This is a genomic window from Microcoleus sp. FACHB-SPT15 (assembly GCF_014849525.1).
Taxonomy (GTDB): Bacteria; Cyanobacteriota; Cyanobacteriia; order Cyanobacteriales; family Coleofasciculaceae; genus Symplocastrum; species Symplocastrum torsivum.
The window spans coordinates 1-14,860 of record NZ_JACJNU010000028.1; the positions used below are offsets into that span (position 1 = coordinate 1).

Genomic DNA, 14,860 nt, shown 5'->3' on the forward strand with positions numbered 1-14,860 from the left:
TCTGGCTTTCATCGACTACTTTAACCGAACGATGGCTAAACCATTTCAATGGAAGTTCAAGGGTTACCCAGTACCGGGCTGAAGTGGTTAGTTACTTCTGCCGGGATGCACTAGTGCAAGCGGAATGGCACTCTCCTGAAGCAACATTTATTAAGTCTCTTGCCAAAATGCTATGAGGGCAGCGCATTTGCCCCTGACGTTAATTGGTAGAAGCAGAGCCAGAACTTACGCACAGACGCGACGCATGGTAGGGGCGCAAAGCTTTCATTGGTGTCAACTTAAGACAAGAGCGACTCGAAGTCGCGGCTAAACAAACGAAGTCCGCCTGCGCGGACTAAGGAATGCAATGACGAGCAGAGTAAAATTCGTCAGCGGCATGCACAAGAGTATGAGTATGATTTGGCGCTTCGACGCAGCTTAGATGACGAGGAATATCAGCAGAACCAGAAGAGTTTATATAAGCAACTGGAAGATGCCAAACAACAGCAGGAACAACAGTGGACTGAGCGAGAAAAAGCGATCGCAGAACGAGAAAAACAGTTTGAAGAACTCAAAACCAAGGTAGAAGCCTTTGAGAAGGACAAGGAAACTGCGATCAAAAAGGCTAAAGAAGAGGGCAAAGGCATTGCCAACTCTCAGGTAAAAGTGAAGGCAAATTTGCAAAACAAGGATGTAGAAGGCAACAAGCGCTTCTACGAACTGAGGATTCAGTCGCTAGAACAGACAATCCAGGCTTCAGAAACACGAATTCAAAACCTCTCGAAACAATTAGATGCTGCCCTGAAACAAGTACAGGATTTAGCCGTCAAGGCAATCGAGGGTGCTTCAAATATCAGTTCCTATCAGGCATTTAAAGAAATTGCACTGGAGCAAGCGAAAGCGCAATTGAAGGGTAAGTAAGGTTTGTGGTAATTTAGGGGACGATCAAGTTGCCTTCCAGGGAGAGGCTGTACGTGTACTCTCCCGACAAACACCATCATCCCGTAACGATGCAAAGCCCTGAGGATAGGCTTTCTGCTTGTAGAAAGAAAAAGCTGAGTTTGAATAGAAACCCCAAATCAGCTAATCTAACTGTTCAAAGCACAATTCAATCTGGAGATATGAATAAGAAGCTTGTCCTAGCTCTGCTTTCGAGTCCTACTATTTTTGGCTCAATGCTGTCTATGCTAGTAACGGTTAACCCCGTCCATGCAGCAGAACCACTAACTTCTGCCACAGATAGTCCCTCCTGTATATCCAATTCTCCAGCCAGTCGTTTAACCTGTGCGCGTTTTTCGCAAACGACTCAAATTGCTAGCACAGGCTCTATCACTGAAGCACAGGTAGCTAGCTTTGATTCGTCATCTTCAGAGCCGCCAATGCTCAATTTTACAGAAGAAGAGAGTGATGCGGCTGTCCAACTCTTTGGCTGTGACTGTATTGTTTGTATCAATGCGATCCGTCAGATGCGTGGTCTAGCTCCAGTTTCGTAAGCTAGTAACTGGGGACGTGAAACCCTAGCTCAAAGAGGATTTGCACAAGTGTTTGGCTTAGAAATTGGGGGCAAAAACTTACTTGAAACGCAATGGCAAGGAACGCTGAATGATTATGTAACAGCGATCGCTTGGTCGCCTACGAGTGAGATTCTTGCCGCCAGTTCAGCGATTGGTGAAGTGAGGCTGTGGATGCCTGGTGCATTTACCGCCTTACAAACTAGCACCAGTGAATCCATAGATAGCCTTGGCTTCTCCCCAGATGGACAATTTCTCGCCGCAGGTGGACAGGATGGACAGGTAAGAATTTGGCATTTACCACCAGATTCTAATAATATCTCTGCCGAACTTCGCCCCACTACACTGTCCTCCCCTCACTCACTTTGGGTTGAAAAGCTGGATTGGAGTCCCATCGGGAACCAACTAGCGTTTAGTAGTGGGCGTTCTGTGCAGATTTGGGATGCTGATTTAGGTGAAGTTACAGCAACTCTAAATTTTGCGGCATCCTCAGTTCTCGGTATCCATTGGCGTCCGGATGGACAGTATTTAGCGGTTTGTGGTCATCGAGGGGTTAAGGTTTGGAATGCCCAAAACTGGGATGATGCTCCCTATAGTTTGGATATACGCGCTGCTAGTATTGCGATCGCCTGGTCAACGGATAATCAGTATCTCGCCTCTGGCAACATGGATCGCACCCTCACGGTTTTGGAATGGAATAACCCTGACCCGTGGGTGATGCGGGGGTTTGCTGGTAAGATTCGTAGTGCTACCTGGTCGGAACCCTTGACACCCGTCGGTGCCCCGTTGCTGGCCGCGTCCTGCGCTCAAAGTATCACAGTATGGGAAAAGCAACTCGATGAGTCAGCAGGGTGGGAAGCGAGGGTATTAGATCTGCATGAGGGAATTGTGCAGGCGATCGCATTTCAACCCGGTTCTTTCCTCTTAGCCTCAGCCGCTGACGATGGTTACCTCTGTCTGTGGCAAGACGCTGAGCAAGTTGCCCAAATCTTGGAAGGAGCAACGGCTGGATTCTCTTGTCTTGCTTGGCATCCCCAAGGACAAAGACGAACACAAGGATTGCCATTACTAGCGGCTGGTGGTCAGAATGGTGAATTGTTAATTTGGGAAAAAGCTGAGTAAGCTGATGTGCTTTTAAATTCTCTATTAGATTGAGTTACTTTTTCTTGACTATTGACCGCTTAATTAAACAAATTAATTATCTTTTGCTTAATTTATATTAATGTCCATGTGCGATCGCGCGTGAGCAAGACCAATTACTCGGTAGTGCAGAAGGCCATCCCATGCGTAGCGCCTCAGGACAAATGGTATGAATTGTCAACTGGCAGTCAATCAACTGGAAGCCGTCTTTTTCTACTTGCTTCATCCCTTGCTTCAAAATCGAATCATTTTCAAATTCAATCGTCCAGTTGCATTGAATACAAACTAGATGATGATGATGATGGGGGAAAGGCTGATTGAGTTCGTAATGCTTATGTCCTTCTGCCAATTCCAGTTCTCGTAAGATGCCCATCCGCGACATTAACTTGACGCTGCGGTAGATTGTAGACAAACTGATTAATTCACCACGTTGATGCAATAAATCGTGAAGTTCTTCAGCGCTCAGATGGTCACCTTTAGGAAGATTTTGAAAGACGTGTAGAATCGTTTCCCGTTGCGGAGTTAAACGCCAACCACGGGAATTTAGCTCGGATTTGAGTGAAGCCGCTGTGTAGGGAGCCATAATAACCCTCTCAAAAAAAACCCATTATTGACAATGATAGTTATCTCATGTCTTACTTGCAACAAAATCAGCTAATTGAGAATGAATCGCATTGCATTGTTGAGAACTGTTGAAAAGCTTGTCGCTACTCCAATCACCGTGTAATTGTTCTTAGAATGGTAGTGGTAATTGTTTTTCGGTATACCAGTCATCTGAGTACACATTTGGTAGGAAAAGGCACCCCGACTGCTAGGAGTAGTAGTTAATTCACAAAGCGCACAGCCAATACCATTCTCCTGGGTTTAGCTGATTATTCTATAAGCAACACTGGACTACAGGTCAGCATCCTGTCACCACCCCTCAAGCCAAGATTATTGATATGTCCAAGTACGACTCATATTTAAGATGTTCGTTTTGCGGTAAGTCTTCTGAGCAGGTACGCAAATTGATTGCCGGGCCTGGCGTCTACATTTGTGATGAATGTGTGGAACTGTGCAACGAAATCTTAGATGAGGAACTGCTCAACTCCTCCAATGACAATGACACAGCCATTCAACCGACGCTGAACTCTGAACAACCGCCAAAGCCACAAAAAAGCGCCAACCATCGTGCTTGGCATCTCCTTCACAAGCCAACCGAAATCAAGCAAGCGTTGGACACTCACGTTATTGGTCAACAGCAAGCGAAAAAAGTCCTTTCTGTTGCCGTTTATAACCATTACAAGCGTCTTAGCGTTGATCAGAATAATGGTGGCAAAACCGTCCCTGAGGACTCGATCAAACTGCAAAAGTCGAACATCCTTCTGATCGGTCCTACGGGGTGCGGCAAAACACTGTTAGCGCAAACGCTTGCCTCTCAACTGGATGTCCCCTTTGCTGTCGCTGATGCCACGACCCTAACGGAAGCCGGATATGTTGGGGACGATGTAGAAAATATTTTGTTACGACTGTTACAAGTTGCGGATTTTGATGTTGAGACAGCAGAGCAAGGCATTATCTATATTGACGAAATTGACAAAATTGCTCGTAAGAGTGAAAACCCGTCAATTACGCGGGATGTTTCAGGCGAGGGTGTCCAGCAAGCTTTACTAAAGATTTTGGAAGGGACGGTGGTGAACGTACCGCCTCAAGGTGGACGGAAGCATCCCTATCAGGAGTGCATTCAAATTGACACCAGTAATATTCTCTTCATTTGTGGTGGTGCCTTTGTTGGTTTAGACAAAGTAGTAGAGCAACGGACTGGGAAGAAATCAATTGGTTTTGTGCAACCAGGTGAGGCGCAAGCACCGCAAGAGCTATCAGCAGAACTATTCAAGCACTTGGAACCAGAGGATTTGGTGAAGTTTGGTCTAATTCCAGAACTGATTGGACGCTTACCTGTAATTACAGCCGTAGAAGCACTGGATGAAGAAGCTTTGATGGCAATCTTGACACAACCTCGCAATGCTTTGGTGAAGCAATATCAAAAATTACTCAAGATGGATAATGTCCGTTTAGAGTTTCAGTCCGATGCCCTAAAAGCGATCGCACAAGAAGCCTTTCGACGCAAAACTGGCGCAAGAGCCTTGCGCGGCATCTTGGAAGAACTCATGCTAGATGTCATGTATGAGTTACCCTCCCGTAAGGATATCAATCGCTGCACCATTACACGGGAGATGGTAGAAAAACGCTCCACGGCTGAACTACTAGTACATCCCTCCTGGTTACTGAAACCTGAATCGGCTTAAGTGGTTGTTGGTTGTTGGTTTTTAGTGGTTGGTTGTTGGTGGTCAGTAGAAACAATTAACTGACCACTGACAAAAAGACAAAGCGATCGCGTTGGACTTCATATTAGGCACCATGAGCTATCGTTCACTAACGTTGCAAGGAAAATCCCTTTCCCCTGCCACCTACAACCTAACCCCTTCTTTCCGATCAAATATTCCATTCAGCTAGCGCGATCGCAATTCCCTGTTTTAAGGCGGGTGTCAGTTGCTCATTATTGGCTAGCTGTTCTAATTGCTGATGGGCATGGGGAAAGTTTTTTAGGGCAGCGATCGCATGAAGCCTTACAGTATCAGTTGGATCTGCGAGTAGCTCAACTAATGCCTCCATTGCACAAACTTCTCCTAACTGGCCCCAAGCAAGGGCAAGCGCTTGTTTAACGATTGCAACCTGTCGTGCTGGGTTTTGTGAGTTGAGATCGAGGAGAATCTGGGCAGCTTTTGCCCTGAGAACTGGCTCCTCTACCTGTCCTAGCACTCTGATGATTTCCTGACTGCACTCTATGGAGGCTGTGTCAAGGGCTTGCTGCAAGTAGTCCAAGCTCTTAGGTGTTCCTACCCAACTCATTGCTCGGATGAGATCAATTTGAATGGGAGCAGGAGTAGCGGGTGACTGGAGTACCTTAAACAAAGCATCAGCCGCTTCATCCGTTCCCATGCGCCCTAATGCGATCGCAGCTTGCTGGCAAACATCCGGGTTGAAGTCATAAAGTAGCGGTTTTAGCTGGTTTAGTAAGTCTAATTCTTCCCGTAGATCAGAGCGCAAGCCTAAACCAATTACGGCTTCCTTTCTCACCACTGCGGCGTGATCTTTTAAAGCCTTGAGGAGAACTGGGGGAATTCTAGAGTCGTGGAAGCTACTCAGGGCTTCAATTGCCGTTGAACGTACTGCCACTTGAGGGTCGTCAACAACACCTAATAGAGGAGTAATAATTTCCGGACGACGGATTTGGGAAAGTGCTGTAGTCGCAAGCAACCGGGAATTTGGCTCTGACAATAAATTTGCTAGAGCCTCAATTGCTGAATCACCGAGGCTAGAAAGTGCGGTTGCTGCCATGTCCGTTAAGTCTTCATCCTCAGCCGTCTTCAGCAAATCGACTAATGTCGTAATCACCGTGGGATCATTAAATTCTCCAAGGATGCGAGCCGTAAACCAGCGCACTTCCAAGTCGGCTTCGTCGTCTTCTAGAATACCTATCAATGGTGCGATCGCAATTGACCCTAGCTTGGGAAATACCTTCGCAACCTCCCAGCGATCTTGAAAATCACCCGCTTCAAGAACCTCCAACGCTAACTTCAACACCTGCTCTAAATCAGATTCATTCAGTGGTGCTGAATCCGCATCGGCATCTTTGGCTTTCTTACCCAGTGGTAGTTGCTGCAAGAATTGATTGAGCGATGACCAATTACCCTGCTGTGCCGCAGCGGTTGCTTGTTCTAAAACATTTGTCATTATTCAAAGTTTTTGTTGTTTGCGGCGAGATAAATTTACTTTGACCGAGGTTCGAGTATCGCGCAAGTCCCATGTCACCTCCAGATGCCCAGTTTATAGAAAACGCCTGTATATCCCACGTCTTTCAATCGTCGGATATAAGGCGGCTCAGCGGAGGGACGGAGCTGACCCATAAATCTTGCAACGAAGCCACAAAACTTAATCAGCGACCTTATGTGAAGTTGGTTAATCTAAGAAGCGTGGAAGTTAGGTCGAAGCCATGATTGTTTACGAGTTTAAAGTTAAGGGAAAAGAGGCTCAATATCGCGCCATAGATGAGGCAATTCGTACCAGCCAATTCATTCAAAACAAGTGCTTGCGCTATTGGATGGATAACAAGGGTTTGCGCCAATATGACCTCAATAAATATTGCGCTGTACTAGCGTCTGAATTCCCCTTTGCTGAAGAACTCAATTCAATGGCAAGACAATCTGCGGCAGAACGAACTTGGAGCGCAATTGCTCGATTTTTCGACAATTGCAAAAAGAAAGTCAAGGGAAAGAAAGGTTTTCCAAAATACAAAAAGCATTGCCGCTCAGTTGAATATAAAACTAGCGGCTGGAAACTTTCGTCAAATCGGAAGGCTATTACTTTCCGGGATGGTAAGAGCATAGGGACTCTCAAGCTTAAGGGAACCTATGACCTTAATTACTATGACATTAAGCAGATTAAACGAGTTCGATTGCTCCGCAGGGCTGATGGATACTACGCCCAATTTGCCGTTGATGCCAGAGTTAGAGTAGAGACTGAACCTACAGGGCAAGTTATTGGCATTGACCTAGGGCTTAATTTCTTCATTGCCGATAACAAAGGTAATACCGAGAAGTCCCCCCAGTTCTACAGAAAGTCAGAGCGTCAGCTCAACCGAGCTAATCGTAAAAAGTCCAAGAAGTTCGTTAAAGGTGGCTTACCGCAGTCTAAAAACTACCACAGAGCTAGAAATCGATACGCTCGAAAACATTTAAGAGTAAGTAGGCAGCGAAAAGAGTATTGCAAGCGAGTTGCGTACTCCGTGATCCAATCTAACGATTTGGTAGCCTATGAAGACTTGAATGTGAAAGGGCTAGTAAAGAATCGACATCTAGCTAAATCTATCAGTGATGCAGGTTGGTCAACATTTCGTCAATGGTTAGAGTATTTCGGGCATAAGTATGGGAAAGTCACGATTGCTGTACCTCCCCATAACACAAGTCAGAATTGCTCTAGCTGTGGCTCTAAAGTGAAGAAGTCCCTATCAACAAGAACTCATGTTTGTCCAGACTGCGGGTTAATTGAAGATAGAGATACAAATGCCGCGAAGAACATCCTGAAATTAGCACTATGTACGGTAGGGCATACCGGAACTTACGCTTGGGGAGATTTGCCCTCTTGGGCGGTTGGAGCAATCCTGTCGTCTAACGGCGAGTTGTTGAACCAAGAATCCCACGCGCTTTAGCCGTGGGAGTGTCAAGATTGAGAATGAAGCGATCGCAAAATGAAATGGACAGTACTAAGCCAAAACTAAGGTTTTCTCTCATTGCAGGACTCTTTATCCTGTTTTGTTGCGCTTGTTTTTTCCTGACTCGCTTAGATCAAGCAGCAGCAAGCCCAATGTCTCTAGATGGTCTAACTCACTTAAGAGCAATGGCACAACAGTCTGTCCCTTATGACACCGCCCTGAGTAATGGTAAGCCAACTCTGGTTGAGTTTTATGCTGATTGGTGTACTAGTTGTCAGGCATTAGCTCCCAGCGTTACCAAGTTCCATGAGCAATATGGTTCGCAGGTTAACTTTGTCATGCTGAATGTTGACGAATCTCAATGGCGTCAAGCAGTCCAGCAGTATCATGTCAGAGGTGTACCCCAACTTTTCTTCATCACACCCGATCTTCAGGTACTCAAAACCTTAATTGGTAAAGTACCAGAACCAATCCTTGCCCAGTATTTAGAGCAACTGGTGAATCCGACGTTGTAGAGACAGCTAGAAAAATTTACTCTGTGTCATCGTCGGGAGGACAGCAATGCTGTCCCCCCGACAGTTCATTTTTTGGAAGTCCTTGCTATAAATACTTGTCCAAAGTAGCTGCTTCAGAGCCGCTTCGCTAACAGGAGAATTCTGAACTCCTGTCCTATATTCTTCTTGTTCACTGTATGGGTCTGCACCCCTGTATCTACCTTAAGAATGAATCATTCTTTCTCAAAATCAAAAAATGCATCAATACTATGCATTTTCTTCATGAATAGAAATATTTTGTAACTAAACATACAAAATATACTATCTAGCTTACATAACCTTATGTGCAATGAGCAACCGAATCAGCGCTCCAGACCAACTTCAGGCATTTGAGCGCTACGCACTAAGGATAAACCTATGACAAGCGCAGCCACGCCAGCAGCAAGCCTAAACAAATTTGAAAAATTTAAAGCCCAAAAAGATGGCCTTGCAGTAAAGGCACAACTCGATCAATTTGCCCAACTCGGCTGGGAAGCGGTTGATGAAACAGACCGAGATCATCGGTTGAAGTGGGTCGGAGTTTTCTTCCGCCCTGTTACCCCTGGTAAGTTTATGTTGCGGATGCGTTTACCCAATGGCATTCTTACCAGTGTTCAAATGCGGGTACTCGCCGAAGTGGTGCAGCGCTATGGCGAAGATGGCAATGCAGACATTACCACTCGGCAGAACCTTCAACTACGAGGTATCCGACTCGAAGATATTCCAGATATTTTCAATCGGTTTCACTCAGTAGGCTTAACCTCGGTGCAATCGGGGATGGATAATGTCCGCAATATCACCGGTTCTCCGGTTGCTGGGATTGATGCCGATGAGTTGTTTGACACACGGGAGTTGGTACAGCAGGTTCAAGACATGATCACCAATGGTGGTGAAGGGAACCCAGAATTTACCAACCTACCCCGAAAATTTAATATTGCGATCGCAGGCGGACGTGACAACTGCGTCCACGCGGAAATCAACGACCTCGCCTTTGTTCCAGCCTATAAATATGGCGTACTGGGCTTTAACGTTGTCGTTGGTGGCTTCTTCTCCGCCAAGCGCTGTGACGCAGCAATTCCCCTCAATGCCTGGGTTACACCAGATACGGTCGTAGCGCTAAGCCGTGCCGTCTTAGAAGTCTACCGCGACCACGGTTTAAGAGCGAATCGGCAAAAAGCACGGTTGATGTGGCTAATTGACGAATGGGGGATTGAAAAATTCCGGGCAGTTGTAGAAGAGCAACTCGGTCACGCTCTACAAACCGCTGCTGAAAAAGATGAGATTGACTGGGAAAAGCGCGACCACATTGGTGTTTTTCCGCAAAAGCAATCAGGTTTGAACTACGTCGGTTTGCACATCCCCGTTGGACGCCTCTATGCCGAGGATATGTTCGACCTAGCCCGTATGGCTGAAGTCTACGGTAATGGTGAAATTCGTCTCACCGTTGAACAAAACGTGATTATCCCCAATGTTCCAGATTCTCGCTTAGATGCCCTCCTCGCTGAACCCATACTGGAACGCTTCTCCATCAACCCAGACCCTCTAACCCAAGCCTTAGTGTCTTGCACGGGTTCACAATTTTGTAACTTTGCCTTGATTGAAACAAAAAATCGTGCCCTAGCAATGATCAAGGCACTGGAAGCCGAACTTTCCCTGCCACGTCCAGTTCGGATTCACTGGACAGGTTGCCCCAACTCTTGCGGCCAGCCACAAGTCGCCGACATTGGTCTGATGGGTACGAAGGTACGCAAAAACGGTCAAGCCGCCGAAGGCGTTGATCTCTACATGGGTGGCAAAGTTGGCAAAGATGCCCAACTCGGTACCTGTGTCCAAAAGGGCATTGCTTGCGAAGATTTGAAGCCCTTGTTGCGAGACTTACTCATTGAACAATTTGGAGCTAAACCACGGCAGGAAGCCGCTGTTTCGTCCTAAAGTCATCCCACTTGTCAAGGCAACGCTTAAGTCCATCCTTACGTTCCAACCGTAGCACCGCAACTGGGAAACGCTTCAACTACCGCCATAAAACCACTACAAGCCATCAATACACAATGACAAAGTTCACCAGACGGCAATTTATCATCACCGCAGGCGCAGCCACCGCAACCTCTCTCTTGGCTCACGGTTGTTCCTCTGGCCCGACCTCGAAATCAAGTGCTGGCAACACTCAAGCTGCCAACCTCAGCCCCGCTGATACTCCAGAAGTTACGACCGCCAAGCTGGGATTTATTGCCCTGACCGATGCTGCACCGTTGATTGTTGCGAAGGAAAACGGCTTGTTTGAGAAGTACGGCATGAAGGATGTCGAGGTCGTCAAGCAAGCCTCTTGGCCGGTTACTCGCGACAACATAGAGTTGGGTTCTGCTAGTGGTGGTATTGATGGAGCGCATATCTTGTCCCCCATGCCTTACCTGATGTCTTTGGGTAAGATTACCAAGCAGCCTGTGCCGATGTACATCCTGGCACGGTTGAATACCAACGGTCAGGCAATTTCTGTTGCGAATACTTACAAAGACTTGAAAGTTGGCTTAGATAGCAAGGCACTCAAGGAGGCTTTTTCCAAAGCTAAATCTTCTGGCAAAGAACTTAAGGCAGCGATAACCTTTCCGGGTGGCACCCATGACCTCTGGATGCGCTACTGGCTAGCCGCTGGTGGCATTAATCCAGACACCGATATTTCTACAATCCCCGTGCCACCGCCTCAGATGGTGGCGAATATGAAAGTCGGTGGGATGGAAGCTTTTTGTGTCGGTGAACCTTGGAACGCACAGCTAGTTAATCAAAAGGAAGGTTATACCGCTCTGATTACCGGGGAACTGTGGAAAGACCATCCTGAGAAAGCCTTATCCATGCGGGCGGATTGGGTGGATAAGAATCCCAAGGCAGCTAAGGCTATCCTCATGGCGGTGCAAGAAGCCCAACAGTGGTGTGATAAGCCGGAAAATAAAGCAGAGATGGTCAAAATCGTCTCGAAGCGCCAGTGGTTCAAGGTTCCAGAAAAAGACATTATTGAGCGCGCCAAAGGCAATATTGACTATGGTGATGGTCGCACTCAACAGAACAGCCCTCTATTAATGAAGTTCTGGGCAGATAATGCGTCCTATCCCTTCAAGAGTCATGATGCTTGGTTCCTCACAGAAGAAATTCGTTGGGGCTATCTTCCCGCTGATACAGATATCAAGGGAATCATTGATAAAGTAAACCGGGAAGATTTGTGGAAAGAAGCGGCAAAGGCGATTGGTGTTGCCGATGCTGATATCCCAACTAGTACGTCCCGTGGGGTTGAAACGTTCTTCGATGGAGTCAAATTTGATCCAGAAGATACAGCAGGATATTTGAAGAGCCTCAAGATTAAGAAAGCATAAGCTAGCGACAACTAGGGATTTTGCATTGGGCTAGCAACTAAACCTTTATTCAAAATCCCAACACATTTCGGTTCCACTCCACGACTTTTAAAAGGAAAATGACAGCAAATCTTGAAAGCCGCTCTCGGCGCACTGCTCGGCAAAATTCTCCGCTTTCTCTAATCCAGAAGCACTCTCAAAAGATTATCCGCCCGTTGGTTGCCCTAGCTATTTTTCTTGTAATCTGGCAACTCCTGTGCATGAGTCCTGATTCAAATTTACCCAGTCCGATTACGGTTTTTCAGGACACTTGGGACCCTCTGATTATCAATCCCTTCTTTGATAACGGTGGTACAGATAAAGGGTTAGGATTACAGATTGCCGCGAGCTTAGGACGAGTTGCGATCGGGTTTACTCTGTCTACGATTGTCGGGATTGGGCTAGGGATTTTAATTGGCAGCAATAAATTCATGTATGACGCGCTAGACCCGCTTTTTCAGGTCTTGCGGACAATCCCTCCTCTTGCTTGGTTACCTATTTCACTAGCCGCCTTTCGCGATAGCCAACCTTCTGCAATTTTTGTAATTTTCATTACAGCAATTTGGCCAATTATTATTAACACCACAGTGGGTGTGCAACAGATTCCTCAAGATTACCGAAACGTTGCCAAGGTGTTGCGTTTATCACGCCAAAAGTATTTCTTCAAAGTTCTCTTTCCAGCCGCCGTTCCCTACATTTTTACAGGCTTACGAATTGGAATTGGATTATCTTGGTTGGCGATTATCGCGGCAGAGATGTTAGTTGGTGGTGTGGGAATCGGGTTCTTTATTTGGGACGCTTACAACAGTTCCGCTATCAGTGAAATCATCCTGGCGCTTGTCTACGTGGGGGTTGTTGGTTTGCTCCTAGACAGACTTGTTGCTTTTGTCGCCAGTAAAGTTGTGCCAGAAGAACAGAAATAACGGTGCTAATAGCTGTTAGCTAAGAGATTGAACCAATAGCGATTAGCCAGTGAACACTCTCACAATAAGCAATTATCATGTCTGTATTTGTTGAAGTAGACCATGTAGACCGGATATTTCCCCTGCCTAATGGTGGCAGCTATGTTGCCCTCAGAAATATTGAACTGAAAATCAAACAAGGAGAGTTTATTTCCTTAATTGGACATTCAGGTTGTGGTAAATCCACGCTTTTGAATATCGTTGCAGGTTTGGATAAACCGACTCATGGCGGTGTCATTCTGGAAGGACGGCAAGTAACGCAACCCGGCCCCGATCGCATGGTGGTATTCCAGAACTACTCGCTACTCCCCTGGCTAAGCGTTCGTGAAAACATCGCCTTGGGTGTGGACGAAGTAATGGCAAATCGTCCAGCCAGCGAACGCAAAGAGATTATTGAACATCATATTGATTTAGTCGGGCTGCGACACGCCGCGAAGAAGCGACCCGGTGAGCTTTCAGGAGGGATGAAACAGCGAGTTGCGATCGCACGCGCCCTCGCCCTGCGCCCGAAGTTGTTGCTCTTGGATGAACCCTTTGGTGCATTAGATGCCCTAACCCGTGGTGGTTTGCAAGAGCAGTTGATGAAAATCTGCGAAGAAAGCCGCGTCACCTGCATCATGGTCACTCACGATGTTGATGAAGCGTTGTTGCTCTCTGACCGGATTGTGATGCTGACCAATGGGCCAGAATCTCACATTGGGCAAATTCTCGATGTAGACATTCCGCGCCCTCGCCAACGTATGGAAGTCGTAAATCATCCCAGCTACTACAGCTACCGGAATGAGATGATTTACTTCCTCAACCAGCAGAAGAAAGCCAAGCTGCGTCAATCGAAGAAGCCACAAGTTATTGCCCGTAATGGCTTGGAAAAAATCAATCTGGAAATTGGCTTTATTCCCCTCACCGATTGTGCGCCCTTAGTCGTTGCGAAAGAAAAAGGCTTCTTTGAGAAACACGGGTTAGAAGAAGTCACATTAAACCGCGAACCCAGTTGGAAAGCGATCGCAAAAGGGATGGTCACCGGACGACTCGATGCTGCCCAGATGGTCGCGGGGATGCCCATGTCCCTGACACTAGGGGCGGGTAATAACACGCCAGTGCCAATGGTAAGTGCTTTAGCACTGTCCCGTAACGGCAATGCCATTACCCTCAGTAAGCGGTTATACGACCAAGGCGTTCGTACCTTGGCTGACTTCAAAGCAGCCCTGCAAGCGACTCCTGATAAGGTTCACACCTTGGGTGTCGTCTATCCATCCTCAATGCAAAACTTGATGCTGCGCTACTGGCTAGCATCCGGTGGAATTGACCCCGATCGGGATGTCAGTTTGACAGTAATTCCGCCGCCGCAGATGATCTCGAATCTGAAAGCGGGAAACATTGATGGTTACTGTGTGGGTGAACCCTGGAACTCCCGTGCTGTCAATGAAGGGCATGGTTTTGTCATCAGGACAGATGCAGATATTTTTCCTGGACACATTGAAAAAGTTCTAGGAGTCCGGGAAGAGTGGGCGAATAAGTATCCAGAAACTCACCTTGCCCTCGTCAAAGCTTTATTGGAAGCGTGTGAATATTGCGATGACCTACGCAACCGAGAAGAGATTGTTGGTTTACTGGCTCAAGACCAATACGTTGGCGCTTTAGCCGAGGATATTCGTCCGGGATTCATCGACCCATACGATTGGGGAACCAACGCTGAACCCAAAACGATACAGCGCTACAACCAGTTCTTTGTTGAGCAAACCAACTATCCCGAACGAGTAGAAATCCTCTGGGTCATGACTCAGATGGCACGTTGGGGACTAACTCCCTTCCCGAAAAACTGGCTAAACATTATCGAGCGTGTTCGGCGGGCGGACATCTTTGGTGAAGCGGCACGGCAGTTGGAATTCGCAGATTTTGGACGCGATCGCGACCCAATCCAACTATTTGACGGCACGATCTTCGACCCCGATAACCCGATCGCCTACCTCAATAGTTTGGAAATCAAACGTGAGATTCGCGTCGAAGAAATCGACATTGATGCTGTCGCTGCCTCAGTTGCTTAAGTTTTGACTTTTGACTTGCTGACTACGTTCCCTATTGAACTCTTCATTCCCCCTAC

12 protein-coding genes are annotated in these 14,860 nt (G+C 46.9%); 10 read left to right on the forward strand and 2 right to left on the reverse strand.

Annotated features, from left to right (window positions below):
- Positions 1-399 precede the first annotated feature (399 nt).
- The 3 genes from H6F98_RS08275 to H6F98_RS08285 all read left to right on the forward strand — a co-directional run bounded on the left by H6F98_RS08275 (position 400) and on the right by H6F98_RS08285 (position 2,612).
- Positions 400-900: a hypothetical protein gene (locus H6F98_RS08275; RefSeq protein ID WP_396811072.1), complete on the forward strand. Its 501-nt coding sequence runs from the start codon at positions 400-402 to the stop codon at positions 898-900.
- Positions 901-1,100: 200 nt separating this feature from the next.
- A complete protein-coding gene (locus H6F98_RS08280) occupies positions 1,101-1,472 on the forward strand; it encodes a hypothetical protein (protein ID WP_192218197.1) in 372 nt (123 codons plus the stop codon).
- A 48-nt stretch (positions 1,473-1,520) separates the two neighbouring features.
- Positions 1,521-2,612, forward strand: a complete 1,092-nt coding sequence (locus tag H6F98_RS08285) for a WD40 repeat domain-containing protein (protein ID WP_192218198.1) — start codon at positions 1,521-1,523, stop codon at positions 2,610-2,612.
- 97 nt (positions 2,613-2,709) lie between these two features.
- On the opposite strand, the gene H6F98_RS08290 is transcribed toward H6F98_RS08285, so the two are convergent.
- Positions 2,710-3,213, reverse strand: a complete 504-nt coding sequence (locus tag H6F98_RS08290; RefSeq protein WP_192218199.1) for a transcriptional repressor — start codon at positions 3,211-3,213, stop codon at positions 2,710-2,712.
- Between the two features lie 358 nt (positions 3,214-3,571).
- Between H6F98_RS08290 and clpX the strand changes: the two genes are divergently transcribed.
- Complete coding sequence (clpX, locus tag H6F98_RS08295) at positions 3,572-4,918, forward strand: ATP-dependent protease ATP-binding subunit ClpX (protein ID WP_192218200.1); 1,347 nt, start codon at positions 3,572-3,574, stop codon at positions 4,916-4,918.
- A gap of 187 nt (positions 4,919-5,105) precedes the next feature.
- On the opposite strand, the gene H6F98_RS08300 is transcribed toward clpX, so the two are convergent.
- Positions 5,106-6,407 carry a HEAT repeat domain-containing protein gene (locus H6F98_RS08300; RefSeq protein WP_192218201.1) on the reverse strand — a complete coding sequence of 434 codons (1,302 nt, stop codon included), beginning with the start codon at positions 6,405-6,407 and terminating at the stop codon, positions 5,106-5,108.
- 259 nt (positions 6,408-6,666) lie between these two features.
- Between H6F98_RS08300 and H6F98_RS08305 the strand changes: the two genes are divergently transcribed.
- From H6F98_RS08305 to H6F98_RS08330, 6 genes are all read left to right on the forward strand, one after another.
- Positions 6,667-7,881 carry an RNA-guided endonuclease TnpB family protein gene (locus H6F98_RS08305; protein WP_192218202.1) on the forward strand — a complete coding sequence of 405 codons (1,215 nt, stop codon included), beginning with the start codon at positions 6,667-6,669 and terminating at the stop codon, positions 7,879-7,881.
- Between the two features lie 23 nt (positions 7,882-7,904).
- A complete protein-coding gene (locus tag H6F98_RS08310; RefSeq protein WP_199348369.1) occupies positions 7,905-8,399 on the forward strand; it encodes a thioredoxin domain-containing protein in 495 nt (164 codons plus the stop codon).
- 396 nt (positions 8,400-8,795) lie between these two features.
- Positions 8,796-10,349: a ferredoxin--nitrite reductase gene (locus H6F98_RS08315; protein ID WP_192218204.1), complete on the forward strand. Its 1,554-nt coding sequence runs from the start codon at positions 8,796-8,798 to the stop codon at positions 10,347-10,349.
- 116 nt (positions 10,350-10,465) lie between these two features.
- Positions 10,466-11,779, forward strand: a complete 1,314-nt coding sequence (locus H6F98_RS08320) for a CmpA/NrtA family ABC transporter substrate-binding protein (RefSeq protein ID WP_192218205.1) — start codon at positions 10,466-10,468, stop codon at positions 11,777-11,779.
- 98 nt (positions 11,780-11,877) lie between these two features.
- The gene (gene ntrB, locus H6F98_RS08325) at positions 11,878-12,720 is read left to right on the forward strand and encodes a nitrate ABC transporter permease (RefSeq protein WP_192218206.1); all 843 of its coding nucleotides are present in this window, start codon (positions 11,878-11,880) and stop codon (positions 12,718-12,720) included.
- 77 nt (positions 12,721-12,797) lie between these two features.
- The gene (locus tag H6F98_RS08330; protein WP_192218207.1) at positions 12,798-14,804 is read left to right on the forward strand and encodes a nitrate ABC transporter ATP-binding protein; all 2,007 of its coding nucleotides are present in this window, start codon (positions 12,798-12,800) and stop codon (positions 14,802-14,804) included.
- Positions 14,805-14,860 lie beyond the last annotated feature (56 nt).

Bases quoted from the DNA above. Each gene is read 5' to 3' on its own strand.
- H6F98_RS08280 (WP_192218197.1), top strand. From the start codon at position 1,101: ATGAATAAGAAGCTTGTCCTAGCTCTGCTTTCGAGTCCTACTATTTTT.
- H6F98_RS08290 (WP_192218199.1), bottom strand. From the start codon at position 3,213: ATGGCTCCCTACACAGCGGCTTCACTCAAATCCGAGCTAAATTCCCGT.
- clpX (WP_192218200.1), top strand. From the start codon at position 3,572: ATGTCCAAGTACGACTCATATTTAAGATGTTCGTTTTGCGGTAAGTCT.
- H6F98_RS08300 (WP_192218201.1), bottom strand. From the start codon at position 6,407: ATGACAAATGTTTTAGAACAAGCAACCGCTGCGGCACAGCAGGGTAAT.
- H6F98_RS08305 (WP_192218202.1), top strand. From the start codon at position 6,667: ATGATTGTTTACGAGTTTAAAGTTAAGGGAAAAGAGGCTCAATATCGC.
- H6F98_RS08310 (WP_199348369.1), top strand. From the start codon at position 7,905: ATGAAGCGATCGCAAAATGAAATGGACAGTACTAAGCCAAAACTAAGG.
- H6F98_RS08315 (WP_192218204.1), top strand. From the start codon at position 8,796: ATGACAAGCGCAGCCACGCCAGCAGCAAGCCTAAACAAATTTGAAAAA.
- H6F98_RS08320 (WP_192218205.1), top strand. From the start codon at position 10,466: ATGACAAAGTTCACCAGACGGCAATTTATCATCACCGCAGGCGCAGCC.
- ntrB (WP_192218206.1), top strand. From the start codon at position 11,878: ATGACAGCAAATCTTGAAAGCCGCTCTCGGCGCACTGCTCGGCAAAAT.
- H6F98_RS08330 (WP_192218207.1), top strand. From the start codon at position 12,798: ATGTCTGTATTTGTTGAAGTAGACCATGTAGACCGGATATTTCCCCTG.